This is a genomic window from Nocardioidaceae bacterium (genome assembly GCA_018672315.1).
Lineage (GTDB): Bacteria > Actinomycetota > Actinomycetes > Propionibacteriales > Nocardioidaceae > TYQ2.
The window spans coordinates 1,250,426-1,275,146 of sequence record CP076053.1 but is presented as its reverse complement, the minus strand read 5'-3'; the positions used below and the strand labels follow the sequence as shown (position 1 = coordinate 1,275,146).

23 protein-coding genes are annotated in these 24,721 nt (G+C 72.3%); 16 read left to right on the top strand and 7 right to left on the bottom strand.

Translation table 11 applies throughout. The annotated features are described in order from the left end of the window. Positions 1-35: 35 nt before the first annotated feature. The 8 genes from rhaS to KLP28_05915 all read left to right on the top strand — a co-directional run bounded on the left by rhaS (position 36) and on the right by KLP28_05915 (position 9,099). Complete coding sequence (gene rhaS / locus KLP28_05950) at positions 36-1,082, top strand: rhamnose ABC transporter substrate-binding protein (GenBank protein QWC86241.1); 1,047 nt, start codon at positions 36-38, stop codon at positions 1,080-1,082. 74 nt (positions 1,083-1,156) lie between these two features. After that, positions 1,157-1,534, top strand: a complete 378-nt coding sequence (locus KLP28_05945) for an L-rhamnose mutarotase (protein ID QWC86240.1) — start codon at positions 1,157-1,159, stop codon at positions 1,532-1,534. Next, positions 1,531-2,694: an L-rhamnose isomerase gene (gene rhaI / locus KLP28_05940; GenBank protein ID QWC86239.1), complete on the top strand. Its 1,164-nt coding sequence runs from the start codon at positions 1,531-1,533 to the stop codon at positions 2,692-2,694. The genes KLP28_05945 and rhaI overlap by 4 nt, the downstream gene beginning before the upstream one ends. Before the next feature lie 4 nt (positions 2,695-2,698). Then, positions 2,699-4,762 carry a bifunctional aldolase/short-chain dehydrogenase gene (locus KLP28_05935; GenBank protein QWC86238.1) on the top strand — a complete coding sequence of 688 codons (2,064 nt, stop codon included), beginning with the start codon at positions 2,699-2,701 and terminating at the stop codon, positions 4,760-4,762. Positions 4,763-4,800: 38 nt separating this feature from the next. Further along, positions 4,801-6,258, top strand: coding sequence for a rhamnulokinase (locus KLP28_05930; protein QWC86836.1), 1,458 nt, complete (start codon positions 4,801-4,803; stop codon positions 6,256-6,258). An 11-nt stretch (positions 6,259-6,269) separates the two neighbouring features. Then, positions 6,270-7,004, top strand: coding sequence for a (Fe-S)-binding protein (locus KLP28_05925; GenBank protein QWC86835.1), 735 nt, complete (start codon positions 6,270-6,272; stop codon positions 7,002-7,004). Then, positions 7,004-8,488 carry a lactate utilization protein gene (locus tag KLP28_05920; GenBank protein ID QWC86237.1) on the top strand — a complete coding sequence of 495 codons (1,485 nt, stop codon included), beginning with the start codon at positions 7,004-7,006 and terminating at the stop codon, positions 8,486-8,488. Before KLP28_05925 ends, KLP28_05920 begins: the two co-directional genes overlap by 1 nt. Next, the gene (locus KLP28_05915; protein ID QWC86236.1) at positions 8,485-9,099 is read left to right on the top strand and encodes an LUD domain-containing protein; all 615 of its coding nucleotides are present in this window, start codon (positions 8,485-8,487) and stop codon (positions 9,097-9,099) included. The genes KLP28_05920 and KLP28_05915 overlap by 4 nt, the downstream gene beginning before the upstream one ends. 12 nt (positions 9,100-9,111) lie before the next feature. On the opposite strand, the gene KLP28_05910 is transcribed toward KLP28_05915, so the two are convergent. The 3 genes from KLP28_05910 to KLP28_05900 are packed head-to-tail and all read right to left on the bottom strand — an operon-like array spanning position 9,112 to position 11,707. Further along, positions 9,112-9,405 (bottom strand): antibiotic biosynthesis monooxygenase, encoded by a 294-nt coding sequence (locus tag KLP28_05910; protein QWC86235.1) that lies wholly within the window; start codon positions 9,403-9,405, stop codon positions 9,112-9,114. 50 nt (positions 9,406-9,455) lie between these two features. After that, the gene (locus KLP28_05905; GenBank protein ID QWC86234.1) at positions 9,456-10,301 is read right to left on the bottom strand and encodes an SDR family NAD(P)-dependent oxidoreductase; all 846 of its coding nucleotides are present in this window, start codon (positions 10,299-10,301) and stop codon (positions 9,456-9,458) included. Then, on the bottom strand, positions 10,298-11,707 hold the full coding sequence (locus KLP28_05900; GenBank protein ID QWC86233.1) for a cytochrome P450: 1,410 nt from the start codon (positions 11,705-11,707) through the stop codon (positions 10,298-10,300). Before KLP28_05900 ends, KLP28_05905 begins: the two co-directional genes overlap by 4 nt. 72 nt (positions 11,708-11,779) lie before the next feature. On the opposite strand from KLP28_05900, the gene KLP28_05895 reads away from it, so the two are divergent. From KLP28_05895 to KLP28_05875, 5 genes are all read left to right on the top strand, one after another. Further along, complete coding sequence (locus tag KLP28_05895) at positions 11,780-13,150, top strand: hypothetical protein (protein ID QWC86232.1); 1,371 nt, start codon at positions 11,780-11,782, stop codon at positions 13,148-13,150. A 42-nt stretch (positions 13,151-13,192) separates the two neighbouring features. Then, positions 13,193-15,094 carry an anthranilate synthase family protein gene (locus KLP28_05890; protein ID QWC86231.1) on the top strand — a complete coding sequence of 634 codons (1,902 nt, stop codon included), beginning with the start codon at positions 13,193-13,195 and terminating at the stop codon, positions 15,092-15,094. 2 nt (positions 15,095-15,096) lie between these two features. Then, positions 15,097-15,672, top strand: coding sequence for an aminodeoxychorismate/anthranilate synthase component II (locus KLP28_05885; protein QWC86230.1), 576 nt, complete (start codon positions 15,097-15,099; stop codon positions 15,670-15,672). Then, positions 15,669-16,901, top strand: a complete 1,233-nt coding sequence (locus KLP28_05880; protein ID QWC86229.1) for an anthranilate synthase component I family protein — start codon at positions 15,669-15,671, stop codon at positions 16,899-16,901. The genes KLP28_05885 and KLP28_05880 overlap by 4 nt, the downstream gene beginning before the upstream one ends. A gap of 273 nt (positions 16,902-17,174) precedes the next feature. After that, a complete protein-coding gene (locus KLP28_05875; protein ID QWC86228.1) occupies positions 17,175-17,564 on the top strand; it encodes a hypothetical protein in 390 nt (129 codons plus the stop codon). Between the two features lie 15 nt (positions 17,565-17,579). Here KLP28_05875 and KLP28_05870 read toward each other — a convergent pair whose 3' ends face one another. After that, positions 17,580-20,093, bottom strand: a complete 2,514-nt coding sequence (locus KLP28_05870) for a DUF4173 domain-containing protein (protein QWC86227.1) — start codon at positions 20,091-20,093, stop codon at positions 17,580-17,582. Then, entirely contained in the window at positions 20,090-20,851 is a 762-nt protein-coding gene (locus KLP28_05865) for a response regulator transcription factor (GenBank protein QWC86226.1), read from the bottom strand. Before KLP28_05865 ends, KLP28_05870 begins: the two co-directional genes overlap by 4 nt. Positions 20,852-20,941: 90 nt before the next feature. On the opposite strand from KLP28_05865, the gene KLP28_05860 reads away from it, so the two are divergent. Further along, a complete protein-coding gene (locus KLP28_05860) occupies positions 20,942-21,589 on the top strand; it encodes a hypothetical protein (protein ID QWC86225.1) in 648 nt (215 codons plus the stop codon). 39 nt (positions 21,590-21,628) lie between these two features. Here KLP28_05860 and KLP28_05855 read toward each other — a convergent pair whose 3' ends face one another. Together KLP28_05855 and KLP28_05850 are read right to left on the bottom strand one after the other, a co-directional pair. Continuing rightward, positions 21,629-22,237, bottom strand: coding sequence for a hypothetical protein (locus KLP28_05855; protein QWC86224.1), 609 nt, complete (start codon positions 22,235-22,237; stop codon positions 21,629-21,631). Beyond that, positions 22,234-22,839: a TetR/AcrR family transcriptional regulator gene (locus tag KLP28_05850; protein QWC86223.1), complete on the bottom strand. Its 606-nt coding sequence runs from the start codon at positions 22,837-22,839 to the stop codon at positions 22,234-22,236. The genes KLP28_05855 and KLP28_05850 overlap by 4 nt, the downstream gene beginning before the upstream one ends. Before the next feature lie 70 nt (positions 22,840-22,909). Here KLP28_05850 and KLP28_05845 point away from each other — a divergent pair, with 70 nt between their 5' ends. Both KLP28_05845 and heR read left to right on the top strand, forming a co-directional pair. Next, positions 22,910-23,863 carry a sterol desaturase family protein gene (locus KLP28_05845; protein QWC86222.1) on the top strand — a complete coding sequence of 318 codons (954 nt, stop codon included), beginning with the start codon at positions 22,910-22,912 and terminating at the stop codon, positions 23,861-23,863. A gap of 41 nt (positions 23,864-23,904) precedes the next feature. Continuing rightward, the gene (gene heR, locus KLP28_05840; GenBank protein ID QWC86221.1) at positions 23,905-24,714 is read left to right on the top strand and encodes a heliorhodopsin HeR; all 810 of its coding nucleotides are present in this window, start codon (positions 23,905-23,907) and stop codon (positions 24,712-24,714) included. Positions 24,715-24,721 lie beyond the last annotated feature (7 nt).

The window sequence follows — 24,721 nt, the reverse complement described above, 5'->3', positions numbered from 1 at the left end:
TCCGATTGAAACGATCCATCCCGAAAGGTCACCTCATGTCGATCACGAAGTCGTTCACCAAGCGCACCCTCGCCGTCCTCGCAGTCAGCGGCACGCTGGCGCTCTCCGCCTGCGGCGGCGACAGCGGCGGCTCGGCCGACTCCGGCTCGGGCTCCGGCTCGAGCGAGGAGCAGGTCAGCGTCACCATGCTGCCGAAGAACCTCGGCAACCCCTATTTCGACACCTCCACCCAGGGTGCCCGTGCGGCAGCCCAGCAGGTCGGCGCCGAGTTCGAGGAGGTCGGTCCCCAGGAGGCCACCCCCGACGCGCAGGTGCAGTACATCAACACCGCCGCGCAGCAGGGCCGCGATGCCCTGATCCTGTCGGCCAACGACCCGTCCGCCGTCTGCGACGCTCTCGACCAGGCGCGCTCCGCCGGCACCGCGATCGTCACCTTCGACTCCGACACCGAGCCCGAGTGCCGTGACCTCTTCATCAACCAGGCCACCGCCGAGGGCATCGCCTCGGCCCAGGTCGAGCTGATCGCGGAGCAGATCGACGGCGACGGCCAGATCGCGATCCTCTCCGCCAGTGCCAACGCGACGAACCAGAACACCTGGATCGACCTGATGCGCGAGCAGATCGAGTCCGACTACCCCGACATCGAGCTCGTCGACGTGGTCTACGGCAACGACGACGACCAGGAGTCCTTCGACAAGACCGCTGCGCTGCTGCAGTCCAACCCGGACCTCGAGGGCATCGTCTCCCCGACCACGGTCGGCATCGCCGCCGCGGCGCGCTACCTGTCCGACAGCCAGTTCGACGGTGAGGTCGCCCTGACCGGTCTGGGCACGCCGAACCAGATGCGCGAGTACGTGGAGGGTGGCACCGTCGAGGCCTTCGCCCTGTGGAACCCCGAGGACCTCGGTGCCCTGGCCACCTACGCCGCCACCGCCCTGGCCTCGGGCGAGATCGAGGGCGCCGAGGGCGACTCGTTCTCGGCCGGCGAGCTCGGCGAGTTCACCGTCGACGCCGACTCCACAGTGCTCCTCGGCGACCCGTTCGTCTTCGACGCCGAGAACATCGGCGACTTCGACTTCTGATCGACCACCCCCCGACCGTGCGTGGCGGGTCCGGCGCGACCGGACCCGCCACGACCGGACGGCAAGGAGACCCCGTGCAACGTGTCTGCTTCACCCTCCAGGTCCGGCCCGACCGGCTCGAGGAGTACGCGGCCCGGCACCGCGCGGTCTGGCCCGACATGCTGCGGGCCCTCGCGGACGCCGGTTGGCACGACTACTCGCTGTTCCTCCGGGACGACGGCCTGCTCGTCGGCCACCTGCGTACGCCGAGCCTCGAGCAGGCCCAGGCGGCGATGGCGGCGACCGAGGTCAACGCCCGCTGGCAGTCGGAGATGGCGGAGTTCTTCACCGGACTCGACGACGCGGCCCCCGACACCGGGTTCGTACGCCTGACCGAGGTCTTCCACCTCGAGGAACAGCTCGACCGGCTCGACGACACCACCCCCACCCCGACCAGAGACGAGACACCATGACCGCCTTCGAGACCATCGGCGACCAGCTGGCCGAGCTCGCGATCGAGGTCCCTTCCTGGGCCTACGGCAACTCGGGCACCCGGTTCAAGGTCTTCGGCACCCCCGGCACCCCGCGCGACGTCTGGGAGAAGATCGACGACGCCGCCACGGTGCACCGCTTCACCGGCCTCGCACCGACCGTGGCCCTCCACATCCCGTGGGACGACGTCGAGGACTTCGGCAAGCTCCGCGCGTACGCCGCCGACCGTGGCGTCGCGCTCGGCACGATCAACTCGAACACCTTCCAGGACGACGACTACAAGCTCGGCAGCCTCACCCACCGCGACGGAGCGGTCCGCCGCAAGGCGATCGACCACAACCTGCGGTGCCTCGAGATCATGGGCGAGACCGGCTCACGGGACCTGAAGATCTGGCTGGCCGACGGCACCAACTACCCCGGTCAGGCCGATCTGCGTGCCCGTCAGGACCGCCTCGCCGACAGCCTCGCCGAGATCTACGCCTCGGTGGGCGAGGGCCAGCGACTGGTGCTGGAGTACAAGTTCTTCGAGCCGGCCTTCTACCACACCGACGTGCCCGACTGGGGCACCGCGTACGCCCAGGTCGCCGCTCTCGGCGACCGCGCCGTGGTCTGCCTGGACACCGGGCACCACGCACCTGGGACGAACATCGAGTTCATCGTCATGCAGCTGCTGCGCCTCGGCAAGCTGGGGTCCTTCGACTTCAACAGCCGCTTCTACGCCGACGACGACCTGATCGTCGGGGCAGCTGACCCCTTCCAGCTCTTCCGCATCCTGGTCGAGCTGGTCGCGGGGGACGGGTACGGCAGCGGCAGCGACGTCGCGCTGATGCTCGACCAGTGCCACAACATCGAGCTGAAGGTGCCGGGCCAGATCCGATCGGTGCTCAACGTGCAGGAGATGCTCGCACGCGCTCTGCTACTCGACCGCGGCGCGCTGGCGTCGGCGCGCGCCGACGGTGACGTGCTCACCGCCAACGAGGTGCTGATGGACGCGTTCTACACCGACGTACGACCCGACCTCGCGGCATGGCGCGAGGGCCGCGGGCTGCCGGGCGACCCGATGAGGGCGTACCGGACCAGCGGATACCAGCAGGAGATCGAGCGGACCCGCGAGGGCGGGGCCCAGGCAGGATGGAACTGAACCGATGACACGCACCTCACTCACCGCACCGACCACCAACCCCGTGGTCCAGGACCTCGTGGCCCGGTCCAACCGACTGGGCAGCGACCCGAAGAACACCAACTACGCCGGCGGCAACACCTCAGCCAAGGGCACAGAGACCGACCCGGTCACCGGCGAGGACGTGGAGCTGGTCTGGGTCAAGGGCTCCGGTGGAGACCTGGGCACCTTGACGGCGGCCGGCCTCGCGGCCCTGCGGCTGGACCGGATGCGGTCGCTCGTCGACGTCTACCCCGGTGTCGAGCGCGAGGACGAGATGGTCGCCGCGTTCGACTACTGCTTGCACGGCAAGGGCGGAGCCGCGCCGTCGATCGACACCGCGATGCACGGCCTCGTCGACGCCGCCCACGTCGACCACCTGCATCCCGACTCCGGCATCGCGATCGCGACGGCCGTCGACGGGCCCGAGCTCACGACCACGATCTTCGGTGACGAGGTCGTCTGGGTCCCGTGGCGTCGTCCCGGCTTCCAGCTGGGCCTCGACATCGCCGAGATCAAGGAGAAGAACCCGCAGGCGATCGGCTGCGTGCTCGGTGGCCACGGCATCACTGCCTGGGGCGACACCTCGGAGGAGGCAGAGCGCAACTCGCTGCGGATCATCGACACGGCCGCGGCCTACATCGCCGAGCACAGCCGGGCCGAGCCGTTCGGGCCGGCCCTCGAGGGCTACCGTCCGCTGCCCGAGGCCGAGCGACGGGCCAAGGCCGCCGCCCTGGCCCCGACCATCCGCGGGATCGCCTCGGCCGACCAGCCCATGGTCGGCCACTTCACCGACGCCGACGCCGTGCTCGAGTTCCTCGCGTCCACCGAGCATCCGAGGCTGGCCGCCCTCGGCACGTCCTGCCCCGACCACTTCCTGCGTACGAAGGTCAAGCCGCTCGTGCTCGACCTGCCCGCGGACGCCTCTGTCGAGGACTGCATCACCCGCCTGCACGAGCTCGCGGAGCGCTACCGCGAGGACTACCAGGCCTACTACGACCGGCACGCCGAGCCCGACTCCCCGGCGATCCGCGGCAAGGACCCGCTGATCGTGCTGGTGCCGGGGGTCGGCATGTTCTCCTTCGGCCGCAACAAGCAGACGGCGCGGGTGGCCGGCGAGTTCTACCTCAACGCCATCAACGTCATGCGCGGCGCCGAGGGCCTGTCCTCCTACGCACCCATCGAGGAGTCGGAGAAGTTCCGCATCGAGTACTGGGCCCTGGAGGAGGCCAAGCTGCAGCGCATGCCCGCGCCGAAGCCGTTGGCGACGCGCGTCGCGCTGGTCACCGGCGCCGCCTCGGGCATCGGTCTCGCGACGGCGCACAAGCTCGCCGCCGAGGGCGCCTGCGTGGTGGTGGCCGACCTGTCTGCCGAGAAGGCGCAGGCGGCAGCAGCGGAGATCGGTGGCACCGACGTGGCCGTGGGCGTCGAGGTCGACGTCAGCGACGCAGCCGCCGTGGCGCGCATGGTCGAGCAGGCCGTGCTCGCCTTCGGCGGCGTGGACCTCGTGGTCAACAACGCGGGCCTGTCGCTGAGCAAATCGCTGCTCGAGACCACCGAGTCCGACTGGGACCGCCAGCACGACGTCATGGCCAAGGGCTCGTTCCTGGTCTCCCAGGCCGCGGCCAGGGCGATGATCGCGCAGGACATGGGCGGGGACATCGTCTACATCTCCTCGAAGAACTCCGTCTTCGCGGGGCCCAACAACATCGCGTACGCCGCCACGAAGGCCGACCAGGCCCACCAGGTGCGGCTGCTGGCCGCCGAGCTCGGCGCCCACGGCATCAAGGTCAACGGCGTCAACCCCGACGGTGTCGTGCAGGGCTCCGGCATCTTCGCCGGCGGCTGGGGCGCGCAGCGGGCCGAGGTGTACGGCGTGGCTGAGGAAGACCTGGGCAAGTTCTACGCGCAGCGCACCATTCTCAAGCGCGAGGTGCTGCCCGACCACATCGCCAACGCTGTCTTCGTGCTCTGCGGACCCGAGATGACGCACACCACCGGCCTGCACGTACCTGTCGACGCCGGCGTCGCCGCGGCGTTCCTGCGCTGAGAGGAGACCAGGTGCCCACCACGCGACAGCGTCCGGCCCTGAGGGACGTCGAGGTCGCTGCCGTCGACCTCGGCGCTTCCTCGGGTCGGGTGATCCACGCCCGCGTGGGCGCCGACCGCCTCGATCTCGACGCCGTCGCGCGATTCGAGAACACGCCCGTACGTCTGCCAGACGGCCTGCACTGGAACGTCCTCGAGCTCTACCGGCGCTCGGTGCAGGGGCTCGCGGCCGCCGAGTCGGCGAGCGGGCCGACGGGGCTCACGAGCATCGGCATCGACAGCTGGGCGATCGACTACGGGCTGCTGCGCGGCGACCGGTTGCTCGGCCAGCCGTTCCACTACCGCGACGAGCGCAGTGCAGGGGGCGTGGAGCGGGTGCGCCAGGTGGTGACGCGCGAGGAGCACTTCGCGCGCAGCGGGTTGCAGCACTTGGACTTCACCACGGTGCACCAGCTCGCGGTGGACCCGCTGGTGGCGTGCGCCGACAGGGCGCTGCTCGTGCCCGATCTGCTCGGCTGGTGGCTGTGCGGTCAGCAGGTCGCGGAACGCACCAACGCGTCCACCACCGGGTTGCTCGACGTCACCACGGGCGAGTGGGACACCGAGCTCGTCGAGCGCCTGGGCCTCGCCACCAGCCTCTTCCCGCACCTGGTGGATCCGGGAACCCGGCTGGGGCGGTTGCGACCCGCGGTGCGGGCCGAGGTCCCGACCGACGCGGTGGTCGTCAGCGTCGCTTCGCACGACACCGCCTCGGCAGTGCTCGGCGTGCCGATGACCGAGCCGGGTGCCGCGTACGTCTCCTGCGGCACCTGGGGACTGGTCGGCGTCGAGACGGGTGCCCCGGTGCTCTCCGAGGCCGCGCGGGACGCGAACTTCACCAACGAACGCGGCGTGGACGGCCGCACCCGCTTCCTGACCAACGTGATGGGCACCTGGCTGCTCTCCGAGACCCTTCGCTCGTGGGGTGCGGACGGCACCGGTGAGGTGCTGCAGCGTCTTCTGGCCGAGGCGTCCGCCCGGCACGACGCGGGCGTCGAGCCGACGCTCTTCGACGTGCAGGACCCGCGCTTCGTACGCCCCGGCAACATGCCCGCACGGATCGCCGCGTGGTGCCACGAGCACGACGTACGTGCTCCGGCGGGGCAGGCGGAGGTCGTTCACGCCGTCGTCGCGAGCCTCGCCGACGCGTTCGCCGGAGCGGCGCGCGCGGCCGGCGAGCTGGCCGGGGTCGACGTCGACCGCATCCATGTGGTCGGGGGCGGGTCCCGCAACGAGCTCCTGTGCCGACTGCTGGCCGACCGCGCCGGTGTGCCGGTCGTCGCCGGACCGGTCGAGGCCACCGCCATCGGCAACGTGCTGGCTCAAGGACGTGCGGCCGGCGCGCTGCGCGGGTCGCTGGAGTCGCTCCGCGACCTGGTCGCCCGGACCCAGCCGCTGCGGACCTGGATGCCGCAGCCCTTGGCGGAGCGGTCCCGCTCGGGGAAGGTGGGCGCGTGAGGGTCGCGCTGATGGTCACCTGCGTCAACGACGCGATGTTCCCGGACGTCGGCAAGGCGACCGTGCGGCTGCTGCGTCGGTTGGGGGTCGACGTGGAGTTCCCCGCCGCCCAGACGTGCTGCGGCCAGCCCATGGTCAACACCGGGTACTACGACGAAGCGGTGCCCGCGGTGAGGCAGGTGGCGACCGCGTTCGACGGCTACGAGGCCGTCGTCGTCCCCTCGGGGTCGTGCACCGGGTCCGTACGCCACCAGGCCGCCGACGTCGCCCGGCGCACCGGTGACACCGTGCTCCTCGACACGGTCGAGTCGATCGCGCCACGCACGTACGAGCTCACCGAGTTCCTCGTCGACGTGCTCGGGGTGACCGACGTCGGGGCGTCGTTCCCGCATCGTGTGACCTACCACCCCACCTGCCACTCCCTGCGTCTGCTCGGCGTCGGCGACCGGCCGCGCCGGCTGCTCGAGAAGGTGCGCGGCATCGACCTCGTCGAGCTGCCCCGCGCCGAGGAGTGCTGCGGGTTCGGAGGCACCTTCGCCACGAAGAACGCCGACACCTCCGTCGCGATGGGCTCGGACAAGGCGCGGCACGTACGCGACACCGGCGCCGAGGTGCTCGTTGCCGGCGACTCCTCCTGCCTGATGCACATCGGGGGGCTGCTCAGCCGACAGCGATCGGGCGTACGCACCATGCACCTCGCCGAGATCCTGGCGAGCACCGAAGGCAGTGACGGGGGAGCCCGCTGATGGCCACCTTCGTCGGCATGCCCGCCTTCCCCGAGGCCGCCCGCGAGAAGCTCGGCGACACCGTGCTGCGCCGCAACCTCGCCCACGCCACCGCGACCATCCGCGACAAGCGCGCGAAGGTCGTCGGCGAGCTCGAGGACGCCGGCACCTGGCAGGACCTCCGGCTGGCCGGCGCGGCGATCAAGGACACCGCCCTGCACGACCTCGCCGATCACCTCGAGCTGCTCGAGCGACGCCTCACCGCGGCCGGCGCGACCGTCCACTGGGCGCGCGACGCCGCCGAGGCCTGCGCGATCGTCGCCTCCGTCGCGCGTACGCACGACGTCGACGAGGTCGTGAAGGTCAAGTCGATGGCCACCGCCGAGATCGAGCTCAACGAGCACCTCGCCGACGAGGGCATCGCTGCCTGGGAGACCGACCTCGCCGAGCTCATCGTGCAGCTCGGAGACGACCTGCCCAGCCACGTGCTCGTCCCGGCGATCCACCGCAACCGGGCCGAGATCCTGGACATCTTCCGCCGTCGCATGGCCGACGCCGGCCGCGCCGCACCCGACGACCTCACCGACGACCCGCGTCGCCTGGCCGAGGCCGCACGCTTGCACCTGCGCGAAAAGTTCCTGCGCGCGAAGGTCGGGGTCTCCGGCGCCAACTTCGCCGTCGCCGAGACCGGCACGCTCGTCGTCGTCGAGTCCGAGGGCAACGGCCGGATGTGCCTCACGATGCCCGAGGTGCTCGTCAGCGTCGTCGGCATCGAGAAGGTCGTGCCGACCTGGGAGGACCTCGATGTGCTGCTGCAGACACTGCCGCGGTCCTCGACCGGCGAGCGCATGAACCCGTACACCTCGACGTGGACCGGGGTCACCGACGGCGACGGCCCCCGTGAGGTGCACGTGGTGCTGCTCGACAACGGGCGTACGCGGGCGCTGGCCGACGAGGTCGGCCGTCAGGCGCTGCGCTGCATCCGCTGCTCGGCATGCATGAACGTGTGCCCGGTCTACGAACGCGTCGGCGGGCACGCGTACGGATCGGTCTACCCCGGGCCGATCGGCGCGATCCTCAACCCGCTCCTCCGCGGCGTCGGTGAGGACCCGCAGGTCGACTCGCTGCCGTACGCCTCGACGCTCTGCGGTGCCTGCTACGAGGTGTGCCCGGTGGCCATCGACATCCCCTCGGTGCTGGTCGACCAGCGGCGGGCGGTCGTGGACGCGAAGCGCGGCAAGCGGCCCTCGGCCGAGGCCCTGGCGATGAAGGCGGTCGGGGCGGCCTTCGGGTCCCCGCGGCGGCTCGGCGCGCTGGAGCAGGCGTCGGGTCTCGCGGGACGGGCGGTGTCGCGCCTCGGGTCCGTCACCCTGCCCGGTGGACGGTCCGCACTGCGGAGCGCGCCCGGCCCCGGTCGTGCCTGGACCGACGCCCGGGACGCCCCCGCGCCACCGGCGGAGTCGTTCCGCGCCTGGTGGGAGCGCACCGACGGTGGTCGCTCGTGAGCGCGCGGGAGGACATCTTGGCCGCCGTCCGAGCGGCGACGGCCTCGGCGCCCGAGGTCGCACCGGTCGACCGCGGCTATCGGCGTACGCAGGACCTGGATCCTCAGGCCGTGCTGGACCTGTTCGTCGAGCGGGTCGCCGACTACCGCGCGGAGGTCGTCACCTGCCGCGCCGACGAGGTCGCGGCGACCGTACGCGCGCAGCTGACCGATGCGGACGGCGCCGTCGTGCTCCCCCCGGGGCTCGATCTCGACCTCGGCGGGACCGCGACCGTGGTCGACCGCCCGGAGCAGCGCGTGAGCGCCGCCGACCTGGACGCGGCGTACGCCGTCGTCACCGCAGCCCGAGTCGGCATCGCCGAGACCGGGACGATCGTCCTCGACCACGCCGCCGACCAGGGACGCCGCGCGATCACCCTGGTGCCGGACCGCCACGTCTGCGTCGTCCGCGCCGACCAGGTGGTCGAGTCGGTGCCCGAGGCCGTCGCCACGCTCGACCCGACGCGGCCGCAGACCTGGATCAGCGGCCCCTCCGCCACCAGCGACATCGAGCTGGACCGTGTCGAGGGCGTCCACGGACCCCGCACGCTCGTCGTCGTGCTCGTGCGCTGAACCGACGAGGCGTCAGGCGACGGTCGTGAGCGGGTGGATCGCGACCTCGCCGCCCAGGTGGTCACCGGCAGCGGCGAACGCCCGCTGCACGTGCGGACTCTGCATGTGGGAGTCCAGCGCCTCCTGGTCACGCCACACCTCCACGGTCACGAAGGTGCCCGGGGCGGCCTGTGACTCGTAGAGGTCGTAGGAGACGCAGCCCTCCTCGGTGCGGGTGGCCTCGACCAGCTCGGTGAGGGCCGCCCTGATCGACTCCTCGGACCCGGCCTTGGCGGGGATGGTGGCGACGACGTGCAGTTCACTCATCGGGGCGTCCTCTCGTGAGCCCGGTCGCGCACCGGGCAGGCGCATCCCTCCTACCCTCGGGCGCGCTCCTCGTACGCCCGGCGCGCGGAGGCGTCCGCGTCGGCCAACGCACGGTCGGCTCGGGTCAGCCTCGCCAGCAGGCGCTGCCCGGCGCGGGGCAGCACGTGCGACGTCCGTCCCAGGGACTGCGCCCAGCGAGGCACCCACAGCTCCGGCGCTCCGGAGACGATCGCGTGCTCGACCACCTCGGCGACCTGCTCCGCGGTCACCGGCTTCACCCCGACCGTCGCGGGCACACCGACCGACAGCTCGGTCTTCACGATGGTGGGCAGCACCGTCGACACGGTGACGCCGGTCGGCTCGAGCTCGGCGCGCAGCGCCTCGGAATAGCCCACGACGGCGAACTTCGAGGCCGAGTACGTCGCGCCCCCGGCCAGGGGCAGCCGTCCGACCGCCGAGGCGACGTTGACGATCGACCCCGCACCGCCTTCGACCATCGACGGCGCGAAGGTCTTCACGCCGTGGACGACCCCGAAGAGGTTCACCGCCACGATCGCCGCGGTCACCTCGTCGGACTCCTCCAGGGCCGGACCGAGCGGCATGATCCCCGCGTTGTTCACCAGCACGTCGACCCGGTCGACCCCCTGCGTGGAGATCGCCGACCGGAACCCCTCCCAGCTGTCCCGGTCGGTCACGTCGAGCTCGGCTGCGGTGACCCGTCCGGGGTGGGCGGCGGCGAGACGCGTCCGCGTGTCCTCCAGGGCGGTGGGGTCCTTGTCGCCCAGCGCCACCCGGCACCCCGCGCGCAGCAGCCGCTCGGCCGTGGCGGCGCCGATGCCGCGTCCGCCGCCGGTGATGACGACGGAGAGTCCGTCGAGTTTCCTGCTCGTGCTCATCGTGAGATCTCCTCGGGGTCGCGGCGGGGTCGTGGGCGCAGGTCGACGGGTTGGCCGTCGCGGGGGAAGGGGAGCGAGCGGAAGTCCAGCGGGGCCTCGTACGCCGGGTCGACGTGCACCTCGAAGCGCCGCAGCAGGTGGCACAGCACCGCCTTGATCTCGAGCCCGGCGAAGCCCATGCCGAGGCACTTGTGCACGCCCCCGCCGAAGGGCTCCCAGGCGAAGCGGTGCGCGGCGTCCTCGCGGCGGTCGGGGCCGAAGCGGTCGGGGTCGAAGCGCTCGGGGTCGGTCCACAGCTCGGGCATGAGGTGGGTGAAGAGCGTCGAGACCGTGACGTTCGCGCCGGCGGGGATCCGTACGCCCAGGATGCGCGTCTCCTTCATGGCCCGCCGCACCACGACGGGCACCGGTGGCCGCAGCCGCAGGGTCTCCTTCATCACCAGGTCGATCGCGCTGAGCGAGTCCAGGTCGTCAGCCCCGGGTCGCTCCGGCAGGGACAGCACCTCCTCGCGGCACCGCTCCTGCCACTCGGGGTGCTGACCGAGGAACTGCAGCATCGCCGACAGCGTGCTCGTGGAGGTGTCGTGGGCGGCCATCATGAGGAAGACCATGTGGTCGACGACCTGCTCGTCGGTGAACGCGAGCCCGTCCTCGTCGCGCGCCTGGCACAGGGCGGAGAACAGGTCGTCGCCCGGGGCGTCGCGGTGCTCGGCGAGGTAGCCGCGCAGGAAGGTCTCGAGCCGACGCCGGGCGCGTACGCCGCGTCCCCACCGCCCCACCGGCAGCGGACGACGCACCAGCGCGGTGGCGGCCTGCACGCAGGCGATGAAGTCGGCGTTGACCTGGTCCATCGCGTCGCCGCTGTGACGGTCGGCGCCGCCCATGAAGGTGCGGGCCGCGATGTCGAGGGTGAGCTCCTTGAGCGCCGGGTGGGCCAGGAACCCTTCGCCGGTCTGCCACCGGTCGAGCGCCGCGTCGACGATCGGGTGCATGGCGGCGGTGTAGCCCTCGAGCCGGTCACGGGTGAAGGCCGCCTGCATGAGGCGCCGCTGCGTCAGGTGCTCGGCGCCGTCGAGCAGCATCAGCCCGCCGGCGAAGAACGGTCCGACCAGGAACCCCCAGGCCGGTTCGTTGGCCAGGGCCTTGTCGCGGTTGGTGAGGGCGGCCTGCGAGGCGTCGGGACCGAGCAGGAAGACCCAGTCGCCGCCGATCATCGGTCGCACCGAGACGGGTCCGTGGCGGTCGTACTGGCGGCGCAGGAAGCCCTCGGGGTCGCGCAGGTAGGCCGGGAACGCCCCCACGACGGGCCACCCGCGCTCCTCGCGCCTCGACGGTGGCAGCTCACGGGGCGGGTGGTCTTGGAGCCTGTGAGCCGTGGACGCGGAGGCGCGTGAGCTGGGCGTCATGGGCCCCACCGTCGACGATGACAGTGACACTGTCAAGGTTGCGCGGGCCCCGGGTGCTGTCAGGATGACCGGATGGCCCGCCGACTGCCCGACCTGCGTGACCACCCGGTGCTCGCGATCATGGCCGGCTTCCTCGTGCTCGCCCTGATCGCCGTCCCGACGCTCCTGGTGTTGACGGAGTCCAGCCAGGGCCCCGCGGGCGCCGACCGTCCCGCCGGTTCCCCCGCGACCCGCAATCCGGACGGCCCCGAGGCCTCGGGTCCACCGCCCACCGACCTCGACGTCAGCACGGCACAACCGGTGACCGAGGCAGCGGCCGACGTGATCTCCCAGGACATGGCGTTCCCGGGCTGGCGTGCGCAGCTGTTGACGATGTCGCCGCAGGTCGACGAGTCCGCGCCCACGACCGACGGCGACCTGGAGGAGACGACCGAGGCCGAGGCCGCCGCCGCGGGCTGGGTCGAGGTGTACGCCCTCACCCCCGAGGACGCCCCCGAGCGAGGCCCGGGTGAAGCCTTGACGCAGCAGCAGATCGGCATCCTCGTCCGGTCCGGGGAGGGCGGCGTACGCACTCGGCGGGTCGTCGGAGAGGACGCCGAGCGCCCGGCACCGGCCCAGATCTACTCCGCCTCCTACGACGCCGGCACGGTGGTGTGGCAGGAGACCACCTCGACCGACGCGGCGTCGCGCCCCTTCCGGATCTACAGCTGGTCGACCAGCAGCGGCGAGACGACCGAGCTGGCCGCCTCGCCCGAGGTCGACGGCGCCGACGCGCCCCCGGTCGCGGGACTCTTCGGGCTCGTGCTGCGGGCCGACACCGTGCTGTGGTCACAGGCCGCGGCGGGCGAGGACGGCGGTCCGGTGCGTACGGACGTCCTCGGCTGCACCGTCTCCGAGTGCGAGCCCACGCTCGTACGCCGGGACGCGGCCTACCCCACTGCGGGCCCCCGCGGGTTCGCGCTGCTCGCCCGCGACGTCACGGAGGCCGGGGACGACCAGCAGGTCGTCTCGCTCGTCGAGGTCGGGGCGGACCTGACCCCCGACGGCGACCCCGTGCCGCTGCCGGCGTCGGTCGGCACCGTGACGGGCTTCGCGGGCGCCGACTCCGGCTACGTGCTGCTCGAGACCCCGCCGCAGGAGCCGACCCGCGCGATCCTCTTCGACGGCGCCGACGACGACCGGCCCCGTGTCGTGGTCGGGCCACCAGCCGGAGGGTTCGTGTACGCGGCGGCCGGGCGACGTCTCGTGGCCTGGGGCTTCGCCGGCGCGGCGCAGGAGCCGGTCGGCGGGTACGTCTACGACCGCGCCACCGACCAGCTGCTGAGCCTCGGGGACTCCTCGGCCCGCTACTCGGTGGCGGTGGCTCAGGGACGGGTCGCGTTCCAGGTGGCCGAGGAGGCTCCCGACGGTCTGCCCGGTCAGCGGGTCGCGCTGCTGCCGTGACCGGCGCGACCACGTGAGGTCGCGGGCAAGTAGCGTTCCGGCATGACCGCGCAGCCAGACGCCTCCGTCCTGCTCGAGGAGCTGGCGGGCTGCGAGGCCTGGGCTGTCGTACGCCTCCAGGACGCCCCGACCGTGACGCTGGTCGGCGGACCGCGGCACGAGGTCGCCTCCCTGATGGACGTCCCCCTGCTCGACGGCCCCCCGCCGGCCGGCAAACGGTTCGACCACCTGGTCGCGGTGCCGTTCCGGCAGGTGCGTGAGCGCGGGTTCGAGGCGCACGACGACGGCACCCCGCTCGTGGTGGTCGAGGCCGCGACCGAGCACGAGGTGCCCCTGGCCGACCTGCTCGCCGCCCTGCCCGACGTGCCCGTGACCTTCGCCGACGAGGGCGGGTTCGAGACCGACGACGACGCGTACGCCGAGGTCGTGCGCCAGATCATCGACGAGGAGATCGGCAACGGTGAGGGGGCCAACCTCGTCGTCGGCCGGCACTACCGCGCCCGGCTCGCCGACTGGGGCGCCCAGCAGGCTCTCACCGTGCTGCGCCGGCTGCTGCAGAGCGAGCGCGGGGCGTACTGGACCTACTGCTTCTTCACCGGCGACCGCTTCCTCGTCGGGGCGAGCCCCGAGCGTCACGTCAGCGTCACCGGCGGCGACGTGCGGATGAACCCGATCTCCGGCACCTTCCGGCTCAAGGGCCTGGCGGAGGCCGAGCGCAAGCAGGCGCTGCTGGACTTCCTGGCCGACGAGAAGGAGATCTACGAGCTCTTCATGGTCGTCGACGAGGAGCTGAAGATGATGTGCGACGTCTGCTCCGAGGGCGGCCAGGTGCTCGGGCCGTTCCTGAAGCCGATGACGCACCTGGTGCACACCGAGTACCTCCTCGCCGGCCGCACCACCCGCGACGTCCGCGCGGTGCTGCGCGACACCATGTACGCCGCCACCGTCACCGGGTCGCCGGTGGAGAACGCGTGCCGGCTGATCAAGCGGTACGAGTCGGAGGGCCGCGGCTACTACGCCTCCGCGCTGGCGCTGCTCGGTCGCGACGCCTCCGGGGCGCCGACCGCGGACAGTCCCATCGTCATCCGCACCGCCGACGTCGACCTCGACGGCAACCTCACAGTCACCGCCGGGGCGACGCTGGTGCGGGACTCCGACCCCGCCTACGAGGTCGCCGAGACCCACGCCAAGGCGGGCGGGATCCTGTCGGCGTTCGGTCTGGTGCCGAAGGCGGCGCCGGCGGCCGGCGTACGCGACCTCGTCGAGGACCCCGACGTCGTCGCCGCGCTCGCCCAGCGCAACGGCCGGCTGTCGGGGTTCTGGCTGACCGACCAGCAGGGGTCGCCGCCCGCGCCGGAGCTGAAGGGGATGAGCGCGGTCATCCTCGACGGCGAGGACGACTTCGTGAACATGCTGCGCCACGTGCTCGCCGTGATGGGCATGACCTCCACCGTCGTGCGGCACGAGGCGTACGAGCCGGGCTGCCTCGACGGCCACGACCTGGTGCTCGTCGGCCCCGGCCCCGGGGACCCGCGCGAGGGGGAGGTGCCGAAGATCGCCGCCTTCCGGGCCGCGGTCGACGAGCTGCTGGCGACGCAGCAGCCCTTCCTGGCCGTGTGCCTGGGCAACCAGGTGCTGTGCGACCGGCTGGGCATCGAGCTGGCGTACAAGGACATCGTCTTCCAGGGCACCCAGAGCGAGGTCGACCTCTTCGGCCGCGTCGAGCGGGTGGGGTTCTACAACACCTTCGTCGGCCGGGTCCGGGACGCCGGGGGGTCACTTCCCGCAGGCGTACGCGTGGCCACCGACCCGCTCACCGGCGACGTGCACCAGGTGAGCGGACCGCACTTCCGCGGCATCCAGTTCCACGCCGAGTCGATCCTCACCGAGCGTGGCTACGACCTGATCCACGACCTCGTCGTCGAGCTGCTCGTCGACCGCTGACCATGCCCGAGGTCTTCCTGGTCGACCACCACGACTCGTACACGTTCAACCTCGCCCACCTCATCGCCTCGGTCACCGGCACCCTGCCGACCGTGGTGCAGCACGACGAGGTCGCGCTCGAGGACCTCGGCCCGGCGTCCCACCTCGTGCTCTCACCCGGGCCCGGCGACCCGACTGTCGCGACCGACTTCGCGCTGGGTCCGGGTGTCTTCGCGCTCGGGGTCCCCGTGCTCGGGGTGTGCCTGGGGATGCAGGCGCTGGTGGTGGCCTTCGGTGGTGAGGTGGGGCGCGTACGCCCGGCGCACGGCGAGGTCGCCGCGCTGTGCCACGCCGGTGAGCCGGCGGGGGTGCTGCGTGAGGTGCCCGAGGGGTCCAGGGTGGTGCGCTACCACTCGCTGGCGGCCGTGCGCGTGCCCGAGGAGCTGGTCGTGACCGCGTACGCCGAGGACGGCCCCGACCGCACGGTGATGGCCGTCCGGCACCGGGAGCTGCCGCTCCACGGCGTGCAGTTCCACCCCGAGTCGATCCTCACCGAGCACGGCGCCACCCTCGTCGCATCGTTCCTGGCCGAGCCGTGACCGTCCCCGCCGACGTCCTCGCGGCTCTCCACGGTGACCACCCGCGCCTGTTCTGGCTCGACGGTGGCGGGTCGCGCGACTGGTCCCGACGTCGCTCGGTGCTGGGGGTGCTCGAGGACGACGACGTGTCGCTCACCTACGACGCCGCCCGCCGCGAGGTCGTACGCCACCGGGGTGACACGCACGAGGTCGTCGGCGACGACGTCTTCACGGTGCTCGGTGAGCACCTCGCCCACGATGCCGAGCACGCGCCGGAGGTGCAGTGGGTGGGCTATTTCGGCTACGCCTCGAACCCTGCGCAGCCGGCGGCCCCCGGCGCGGTCGTGCCCGACGCGGTCTGGATGCGCGCGCGAACCACACATGTCGTCGAGGAGCCGGGTCGCCTGCCCGACCCGAGGCCGGCGCCCCAGGTGCAGGGGGGAGAGGTCCCGGGGTGGTACGCCACCGCCTTCGCCGCCGTGCAGGAGGCGCTGCACCGTGGTGACTCTTACGAGGTGAACCTGACCTACCGCGAACGTCTGAAGAGCGACGTCGACCCGGTCGAGGCCTACCTGCGGCTCCGCGCGGCGAACCCGGCTCCGTACGCGTGCTTCCTGCGCCACCCCGGCGTCGCACTGCTGAGCTCGAGCCCGGAGCGCTTCGCGGTCGTCCGCGCCGATCGCACCGTCGAGACCAAGCCGATCAAGGGGACGACCCTGCGGGGGGCGACGCCGGAGGACGATGCCGCCGAGGCCCGTCGGCTCGTCACCGACCCGCGCTTCCGGGCGGAGAACCTCATGGTCACCGACCTACTGCGGCACGACATCGGCGGCATCAGCGAGGTCGGCAGCGTCGAGGTGCCGGGCCTGATGGAGGTCGAGACCTACCCGCACGTGCACCAGCTGGTCTCCACGGTCCGCGGGCGGATGCGTCGGGAGGTCTCGACGGTCCAGGCGCTGCGGGCACTGTTCCCGGCCGGGTCGATGACCGGCGCGCCGAAGCGGCGCACGATGGAGATCATCGACACCGTCGAGTCGAGCCCGCGGGGCGCCTACGCAGGCGCCGTCGGGTGGCTCGCCGCCGACGGACGCGCCGACCTCGGGGTGGTGATCCGGTCGCTGGTCACCGACGGAGCCGGCACCTGGGAGCTCGGCACCGGCGGGGGCGTCACCGTGCATTCCGACGTCGCCGAGGAGTGGGCCGAGACGCGCTGGAAGGTGGCTCGTCTGCGAGCGGTGCTGGAGGACTGACCGGTCCGGCACGGGTTGCGTGGGAGCGAGCACGCGCCCGAGCGCGTCGTGACACCCACGCAGCCTGCGGGCGAATGCGATGCTGGTGGTGTGCAGCCTCGTAACTCGCGGCTCCTGCCAGCCCTTCTCCTTGCCGGAGTCTCGCTCGCGACGTCGGGGTGCGGGTCGGGAGACGATGTCGAGCTTCTGGGAGGCGGGAACTCCTCGACCGTCGGCTACCCGACGCCAGAGCTCGACGAGCCCATCACGTCGAATCTCAACACATCCTTTTGCGTGCCCGGCGGCACCGGCCCGGTCACCGTGACGCCGTACCTCCCGACGGACGGCTTCGAGGTCTCCGACTTCAGGATCGCGGACTTCGAGCCCCCGAATGCCGTGCCCGACGCGCCCGGGCCGCTGGCAGATCGACCCGTCGCCGCTCAGGACCGTCGCATCAGGCCGTGCTCGGAGGGACGCTCGGAGGCTGTCCTCGAGGTGCGTCGCACCGACGACGGACCGCAGACGGCAGCCGGCTTCGAGCTGCGCTGGGAGGAGCCGGAGGCCGGCGGGTTCTTCATCCCTCTCGGGATGGTGCTCTGCGACGGCCCGGCGGCCTCCCCGCCTCGCTGCGACCGTCCGGGGGTGTCGGACCGCGTCGACGACCGGATCGACGAGCTGTCCTGAGCTCCACCCACGCAGTCAGCGGCAGAGCTGCTCGGCACGCTCGCGCCCCAGGTTCCAGTCGAGCCACCCGTCGATCAGGTCGACCTCGAACTCACCGGCCTGGACGCAGGTGTAGCGCAGTCCCGGGGGCAGCACCCCGTACGCGTCGTAGGACAGCTGCTGCAGGTAGAACTCGTCGAAGCGCACGGACTCGACCTCGAGGTTGCGCTCGGCGATCCGGGCGTCCGGGTTCACCACCGCCAGGCCGAGCAGCGCCACCGCGCCCGACAGCAGTGCTGCGCGGGCGAGCCACCGCCCCTTCCACAGCACGCCGGCGACGAGCACGGCCACCAGCATGGCGCCCAGCCAGCCCTCGAAGACGAACACCAGCAGCCGCAGACGGGTGAGTCCGTAGGCGTCCTCGTACGTCGCCATGCGTCCCAGCGCCGAGCCCACCACGAGCAGGGTGAGAGCCACCAGCACCCCGAGCGCGACCCGGGCGACGGTGCGGTCCGCCGGACCGGAGCGACGCGCCGCCCACGACACCAGCGCGAGCACCACGAGGGTCACCGCGACCATCTGACCGAAGCCGGAGCGGGCGTACTCGGCGTAGGTCAGCCCCGTCGTCCGCGCCACGAACGCCTGCCCGCCGAAGAGCGCCGCAGCCTGCCCGACGACGAAGACGGCGAGCACGAGATCGACCAGCGCGACCGGGGCGAGCCACTCCCACCGGGGGCGTGCGGCGACGTCGCGGTCCAGCAGGTGCAGCGGGGGACGGTTCAGCGCCGCGTACGCCGCCGCCAGCACGAGGCCCGTCACGAAGAGCCCCAGGAGCGTACGCGGCACGGTCTCGCCGAGGTCGAACGACGGTAGCACGGCGTCCACGACACCGGCGAACACGGCGTCTGCGGAGGCGAGGAGACCACCCACGACGAGCAGCAGCAGCACCGAGACGACCGCGGTCCGGGCCGCCGCCCACGAGGTGCGGCCCACGGCGGACTCGACGCTGCGCCCCACCCACGGCAGCCCGCGCAGTCCTGCCAGGGGCACCGCGACGCCGGAGGCGAAGATCCCGGCGAGGGTGCGGGCGCCCACCACGGTCGCCGTCACCAGGCCGCCGGCGGCCACGACGCTCAGGGCGCTGACCCACTCCGCGTCGCGGACGACCGGCACCGCGGCGAGCGCCACCGCGAGCCCGATCGCCGCACGATCGAGGGCATCGAGCCGGTGGCGTACGGGCCACGCCGCCACTGCCGTCATCAGCCACAGCAGCAGGGTCTGCGCGAGGGTGGTCTCGGCGAGGTGGTCGGCGGCGAGTGCCGCGAAGGTGCCGACCAGCGCGGCGGCGCCGAGCAGGCGGGGCGCGGGCTCCGGTCGTGACTCCGGCCACCAGCTGGTCGAGCCGGACGGTGGTGCGGGCGTGGTGGCCGGCGAGGCCGACGTAACCGCGGCGGGCTCCTGCGACGTCTGGGTGGGGGGCATCGGGTTCTCCTCGGCAGTCGGTCGATCGGTGGGGGGCGGCAGGGTCAGCTGCAGCTGGGCGCCGCGGCCGGAGTCGGGGTCGACGGCGTGCAGCGAGCCGCCGTGGAGCACGGCCACCCAGCGGGCGATGGCCAGACCGAGGCCGGTGCCGCCCCCGGTCGGGGCGCTGGTCTCGAAGCGGTCGAAGACCCGTTCGCGACGGTCGGCGCCGATGCCCGGCCCCTCGTCGCGCACGTCGAACACCAGCCGTGGGCCTGTCAGTCGACCGTCGGCCCCGAGCGGCTCCGACCGATCGATGCGGGCCGACACCTCGACGCGGCCGCCGCCGGGTGAGTGCTGCACGGCGTTGACGACGAGGTTGGTGAGCGCCTGGTGCAGCCGCGCGCGGTCGCCGGGCCAGACGAGGTCGGCTGACACGTCCGCCTCGAGCGCCACGTCGCTCCCGTCCGCGTCGCGGACCTCGGCGAGCACGGCCTCGATGAGCTCGTCGACCGCCACCTCGTCGCGGCGCAGGGGGACCAGCCCGGCGTCCAGCCTTCCCAGGTCGAGCAGGTCGTCGACCAGCCCGGAGAGCCGCTCGGCCTGGGACAGCGCAGCGTCGAGACGTCGCTGGTCCGCGGGCACGACCCCGTCGGCGAGGTTCTCCAGCACCGCGCGCAGGGCGGCCACGGGCGTACGCAGCTCGTGGGAGACGTTGGCGATCAGCTCGCGGCGCTGCGCGTCGACGTCGGCCAGCTCGGCGGCCATCGCGTCGAACGCGCGGGTGAGCTCGACGACCTCCGTCGACGTCGCCCCGGTCGTGGCGGGCGAGACGCGTACGCCGTGGTGCCCGGCCGCCAGCCGCCCCGCGGCGGCAGTGAGATGACGCAGCGGGGCGACGAGCCCCGTGGCCAGCAGCTGGGTGACCAGCAGTCCCAGGGCCAGGGCGACCGGCACCGCGACGAGTGGGGCGACACCCGCGGCGCCGGCGAGCGCGGCGAGCCCCGAGGACGCCAGCACGGCGGCGACCACGACGAGCCCCAGGCGCGTACGCAGGCTCAGGCTGCCCGGACTCCTCAGCGCGCTCACCGGCCGGTCGCCTCGGGGACCCAGGCGTACCCCACCCCGGTCACCGTGCGGATCCGCTCGGCCCCGACCTTCGCGCGCAGCGACCGCACGTGGGAGTCGACGGTGCGGGTGGCGGTGCGGTCGAGGCCGGCCGCGTCCCAGTCCCACACCTCGACCAGCAGACGCTCGCGGCGGTGGACCTGACCGGGGCGCGACATCAGTGCCAGGAGCAGGTCGAACTCGGTGCGCGTCAGGTGCACGGCCTCCCCACCCCGCGAGACCTCGCGGGCGTCCCGGTCGACGGCGAGGTCTCCGTCGCGCAGCAGGGCGCCGGTTGCCGCGGCGAGCTCGGCGGCGCGGTCGACGCGTCGCAGCAGCGCCTGGACCCGCGCGACGACCTCCCGCATCCGGAACGGCTTGGTCAGGTAGTCGTCGGCCCCGACACCGAGCCCGACCAGCAGGTCGGTCTCGTCGTCGCGTGCGGTCAGCATCAGCACCGGGACCGGTCGCTCGGCCTGGATCCTCCGACACACCTCGTGGCCGTCGAAGCCGGGCAGCATCACGTCGAGCAGCACGACCTCGGGATCGCTCCGGGCGGCGGCACTCACCGCACCGGGGCCGTCGTACGCCGGGGTGACGGCGAACCCCTCGGCCCGCAGCCGGTCGCAGAGCGCTTCGGAGATGGTGCGGTCGTCCTCCACGACGAGCACGCGACGGGCCTCCGGCGTGGTCGGGTCCGGGGCCGGTCCCTGGTCCGGGTCACAGGGCGGTGAGGTCATGCGCCGACGCTAAGCCTGTCGGCGTGCAGGAGCGGCTCACGCGGTGTGAAGGTCCTGTGCAGATCTCACGGCGTGTGTTCGGGTGGGGTCATGTCACCGCGCAGCAGACGACCGGGCACCAGACGTCGGCGCTTCCTCGGTCTCGGCGTCGCGCTCGCAGCACTCGCCTCAGCGGCGACCGCCTTCTGGTGGTGGGGACCGCTGCCGGGCGATGACCGGGTACTGCTCGCGTACGCCGGCCTGAGCGCGAGCGAGCGGCCCGCGGGGGCGGACCCGTGGACGGTCACGGCCGGGGGAGCGCTGTGCACCCGGGGCGACGGAGCGGTGATCGAGGACGTCCGCATCCGCACCGTCGGCGATGTCGACGCGCGACCGGTGCTGCTCACGGTGTCGCCCGCCGACTTCGGCGAGTCCGGGCTGGTCGGCATCGGCACCGCAGCCGGGTCACCTCCCGACTTCGCGGAGCCGTACGCGGACGCCGATCCCGTCCCGGGCACGTACACCGAGCCCGTCGACCGCGAGATCTCTGCCTGCGAGTCCTCGCGCGCGGGCTCGACGGGTCCGACACAGGACCTGCTGGTGGTCATGTCCGCCGGTCCCGGCGGTGGCGCCGTCACGCGCGTCGAGGTCGACTACAGCTCCTGGGGGCGTACGCGCACCGCCTCGGCGCGCACTGAGCTCGTGCTGTGCGGCTCGGAGTCGGCGGCGCCGGTGCTGCGGCGCGAGTGTCGCGGGTGACGGCCGGGTGAGCGCCGGCCGTCCGGGCGTCGGCACCGATCAGGCGGTCGTGATCCGCTCGCGCAGCTGCGTCACCAGAGCCCGGGGCTCGTCAGCCCACAGGCTCACCGCGGTGACGGTCATCGGCTCGCCGCGGACGTCGAGCTCGGTGGGGCGGCTCAGCTGCACGTGCACGTTGACGCGGCCGGACACACCGATGCGCAACCGGGTCCCGTCGTCGTCCTCGACCGGCTGCACCGCCCGCGACGACGAGGGGAGGGACTCCTCCCGGGTCGTGGCCCGTGCGATGGTGGAGCAGGGCACTGCCACGTCGATGACGGCGCCCTGGCGGACCCGGAGACGTTCGCTGTCGAGCGCGTGCGGGTGCTGGTGGTAGCTGGCGAGCAGACCGAACATCCACACCAGGCCCCACACCCCGATGACCAACGCCGTGACCTGCGCCCAGGTCCACGGCAGGATCAGGTGCAGCACCGGGATCTCGATGGCGGACACCGCGACGAAGACCCAGATGATCGGGGTCGGCATCCCGGCGTACGCGTGCGGCGCCTCGCCGGATCCGTGTCGGGGCCGGCGGGCGGCCCAGCGCCACAGGCTCACGTACATGCTCTGCTCCAGCTGGAGCAGACGGCGTACGTCGGCGCTGCTCATGGCGTGAGAGCCACCAGCAGCCGCCCGAACCGGTCCGTGAGCTGCTCGGGAGTCTGCTCGGGGTGGTCGAGCCACCACTGCACCTGGGCGGTGACGACCGCCTGCCACAGCGCGTTCATGCCGCTCACGTCGAGCTCGTCGTGGTTGCCGCGTGCGTGCAGCAGCGCGCGGACGCCGGTGGCGCCCAGCTCGGTGAGCCGCCTGCGCGCCTTGTCGACGGCGAGCCCGGCCTCGCTGTCGGCGGGGATGCGCGGGTCGTAGACGACCATCCAGCGTCCCGGCAGTCCCTCGAGGGTGCCGAAGACGGTGCGCATCGTCTCCAGGGCCATCGCCAGGCCCGGCTCCTCACGGTCGACGACCGGGGTCACCGCCTCGAGGATCTCCTCGGCGACGTCGTCCACGCACCGGATGTAGAGCGAGTCCTTCGTGCCGAAGTAGGCGTGGACCAGCGGCTTGGACACGCCGGCGCGCGCTGCCACCGAGGCCATCGTGACCTGGTGGTAGCCGCGCTCGGCGAACTCGGCCAGCGCAGCGGTGAGGATCTCGCTCTCGCGCTCGGCTCGCGGCATGCCCCGGGTCCCGAGATGAGGCTTGACGGTCATGCGGCTGATCCTAGGGGTACTCGACACACCCTCTTGCGATGTGACTAGACGGTCACTTACGCTGCTGCGCATGATCGCGGAGCTCTGGAACTCGCTGCCGGTCGCCCTGCGCGATCCCGTGGCCCTCGCGGTGCCCGTCTTCCTCGTCGTCATCGCGCTCGAGGCGCTGGCGGCGTGGAAGCTCGAGGAGTCCGCCGAGGGCGAGCAGCAGCTCGCGCCGGACGGACGCGTACGCCGCGACAAGGGCGCCTGGGAGCGGCGCGACGCCACCGCGTCGATCTCGATGGGAGTGGTGTCGGTCGCCACGAGCGCGGCCTGGAAGGCGCTCGCCCTGCTGCTCTACGCGGTCGTGTTCGCCTACGTCGCGCCGTGGCAGCTCTCCTCGACCTCGGTGTGGACGTGGGTCCTCGCGCTGCTCGGCATCGACTTCCTCTTCTACTGGGAGCACCGGGTCGCGCACCGCGTACGCCTCGTCTGGGCCACGCACCAGGCGCACCACTCCAGCGAGTACTTCAACTTCTCCACCGCCCTGCGCCAGAAGTGGAACAACTCCGCCCAGATCGTGGTCTGGCTGCCCCTGCCGCTGCTGGGCGTGCCGCCGTGGATCGTCTTCACCTCCTACGCGGCCAACCTCGTCTACCAGTTCTTCGTGCACACCGAGAAGGTCGACAAGCTGCCCGCCCCGATCGAGGCGGTCTTCAACACCCCCTCGCACCACCGCGTGCACCACGGTCGTGACCCGGAGTACCTCGACAGGAACTACGCCGGCGTCCTCATCATCTGGGACCGCATGTTCGGCACCTTCCAGCCCGAGCTGCAGCGGCCCAACTACGGCCTCACGAAGCCTGTCGACACCTACAACATCGTGACGCTGCAGCTGCACGAGTACGCCGCCATCGTCCGCGACGTCCGTGCGTCCGACCGGCTTCGCGACAAGCTCGGCTACGTCTTCGGGCCCCCGGGGTGGCAGCAGCGGCGCGGCCTCGAGGCGGACGACCAGGCGCGTACGCCCACCCCGGCCTAGGACTCCGGCGTAGGCGTCGCCGCCCGGGGAACACCACAGTCATGTCCCATCGCGCTGCCACGGCAGGCTCACCCGAGGCCCCGGCGACGACGGCGTCGGGTGTCGACGACGACCGCCTGTCCAACCTCCGCGTCTGGAATCTCGGACTCACGGTCCTCCACGCCGTCCAGGCCGTGGCGATCGTGGTGCTCGCGAGCGACTTCGCGATCACGGTCACCAGCTCGTTCCCGACCGGCCCTCCCGGCACGGCACCGCCGGCGCCGGAGGCGCTGTTCGACGTACGCGTCGGCTGGGCCATCGCCGTCTTCCTCGGTCTCGCGGCGCTGGACCACCTGCTGACCGGCACGGTGCTGCGCGGTCGCTACGAGGCGGACCTGCGTCGCGGCATCAACCGGTTCCGGTGGCTGGAGTACTCGATCAGCGCCACGATCATGGTGCTGCTCATCGGCTTCTACAACGGCATCACCACGATCACCACCGTCATCGCGATCGCCGGGGTCAACATCTCGATGATCCTCTTCGGCTGGCTGCAGGAGGCCGCGAACCCGCCGGGGCGTACGCACACCACGATGAAGCCGTTCTGGTTCGGCTGCGTCGCCGGCGCCACGCCCTGGGTCGCGATCGTGGTCAACACGGTGGGTGCGGGCAGCGACGTGCCGGGCTTCGTCTACGGCATCATCATCTCGCTGTTCGTCTTCTTCAACAGCTTCGCGATCAACCAGTGGCTGCAGTACAAGAAGGTCGGCCCGTGGCGCTCGTACGCGTTCGGTGAGAAGACCTACCTGGTGCTGAGCCTGGTGGCGAAGTCGGCGCTGGCGTGGCAGATCTTCGGAGGCTCGCTCGCCGGGTGACAGAGTG

Excerpts from the sequence above, each read along its gene's own strand:
- KLP28_05885 (QWC86230.1), top strand. The coding sequence starts at position 15,097 with ATGCCCGAGGTCTTCCTGGTCGACCACCACGACTCGTACACGTTCAAC.
- KLP28_05845 (QWC86222.1), top strand. The coding sequence starts at position 22,910 with ATGATCGCGGAGCTCTGGAACTCGCTGCCGGTCGCCCTGCGCGATCCC.
- KLP28_05905 (QWC86234.1), bottom strand. The coding sequence starts at position 10,301 with ATGAGCACGAGCAGGAAACTCGACGGACTCTCCGTCGTCATCACCGGC.
- KLP28_05860 (QWC86225.1), top strand. The coding sequence starts at position 20,942 with ATGTCACCGCGCAGCAGACGACCGGGCACCAGACGTCGGCGCTTCCTC.
- KLP28_05925 (QWC86835.1), top strand. The coding sequence starts at position 6,270 with ATGGTCACCTGCGTCAACGACGCGATGTTCCCGGACGTCGGCAAGGCG.
- KLP28_05895 (QWC86232.1), top strand. The coding sequence starts at position 11,780 with ATGGCCCGCCGACTGCCCGACCTGCGTGACCACCCGGTGCTCGCGATC.
- KLP28_05900 (QWC86233.1), bottom strand. The coding sequence starts at position 11,707 with ATGACGCCCAGCTCACGCGCCTCCGCGTCCACGGCTCACAGGCTCCAA.
- KLP28_05910 (QWC86235.1), bottom strand. The coding sequence starts at position 9,405 with ATGAGTGAACTGCACGTCGTCGCCACCATCCCCGCCAAGGCCGGGTCC.
- rhaI (QWC86239.1), top strand. The coding sequence starts at position 1,531 with ATGACCGCCTTCGAGACCATCGGCGACCAGCTGGCCGAGCTCGCGATC.
- rhaS (QWC86241.1), top strand. The coding sequence starts at position 36 with ATGTCGATCACGAAGTCGTTCACCAAGCGCACCCTCGCCGTCCTCGCA.
- KLP28_05855 (QWC86224.1), bottom strand. The coding sequence starts at position 22,237 with ATGAGCAGCGCCGACGTACGCCGTCTGCTCCAGCTGGAGCAGAGCATG.
- KLP28_05850 (QWC86223.1), bottom strand. The coding sequence starts at position 22,839 with ATGACCGTCAAGCCTCATCTCGGGACCCGGGGCATGCCGCGAGCCGAG.
- heR (QWC86221.1), top strand. The coding sequence starts at position 23,905 with ATGTCCCATCGCGCTGCCACGGCAGGCTCACCCGAGGCCCCGGCGACG.
- KLP28_05920 (QWC86237.1), top strand. The coding sequence starts at position 7,004 with ATGGCCACCTTCGTCGGCATGCCCGCCTTCCCCGAGGCCGCCCGCGAG.
- KLP28_05935 (QWC86238.1), top strand. The coding sequence starts at position 2,699 with ATGACACGCACCTCACTCACCGCACCGACCACCAACCCCGTGGTCCAG.
- KLP28_05890 (QWC86231.1), top strand. The coding sequence starts at position 13,193 with ATGACCGCGCAGCCAGACGCCTCCGTCCTGCTCGAGGAGCTGGCGGGC.
- KLP28_05865 (QWC86226.1), bottom strand. The coding sequence starts at position 20,851 with ATGACCTCACCGCCCTGTGACCCGGACCAGGGACCGGCCCCGGACCCG.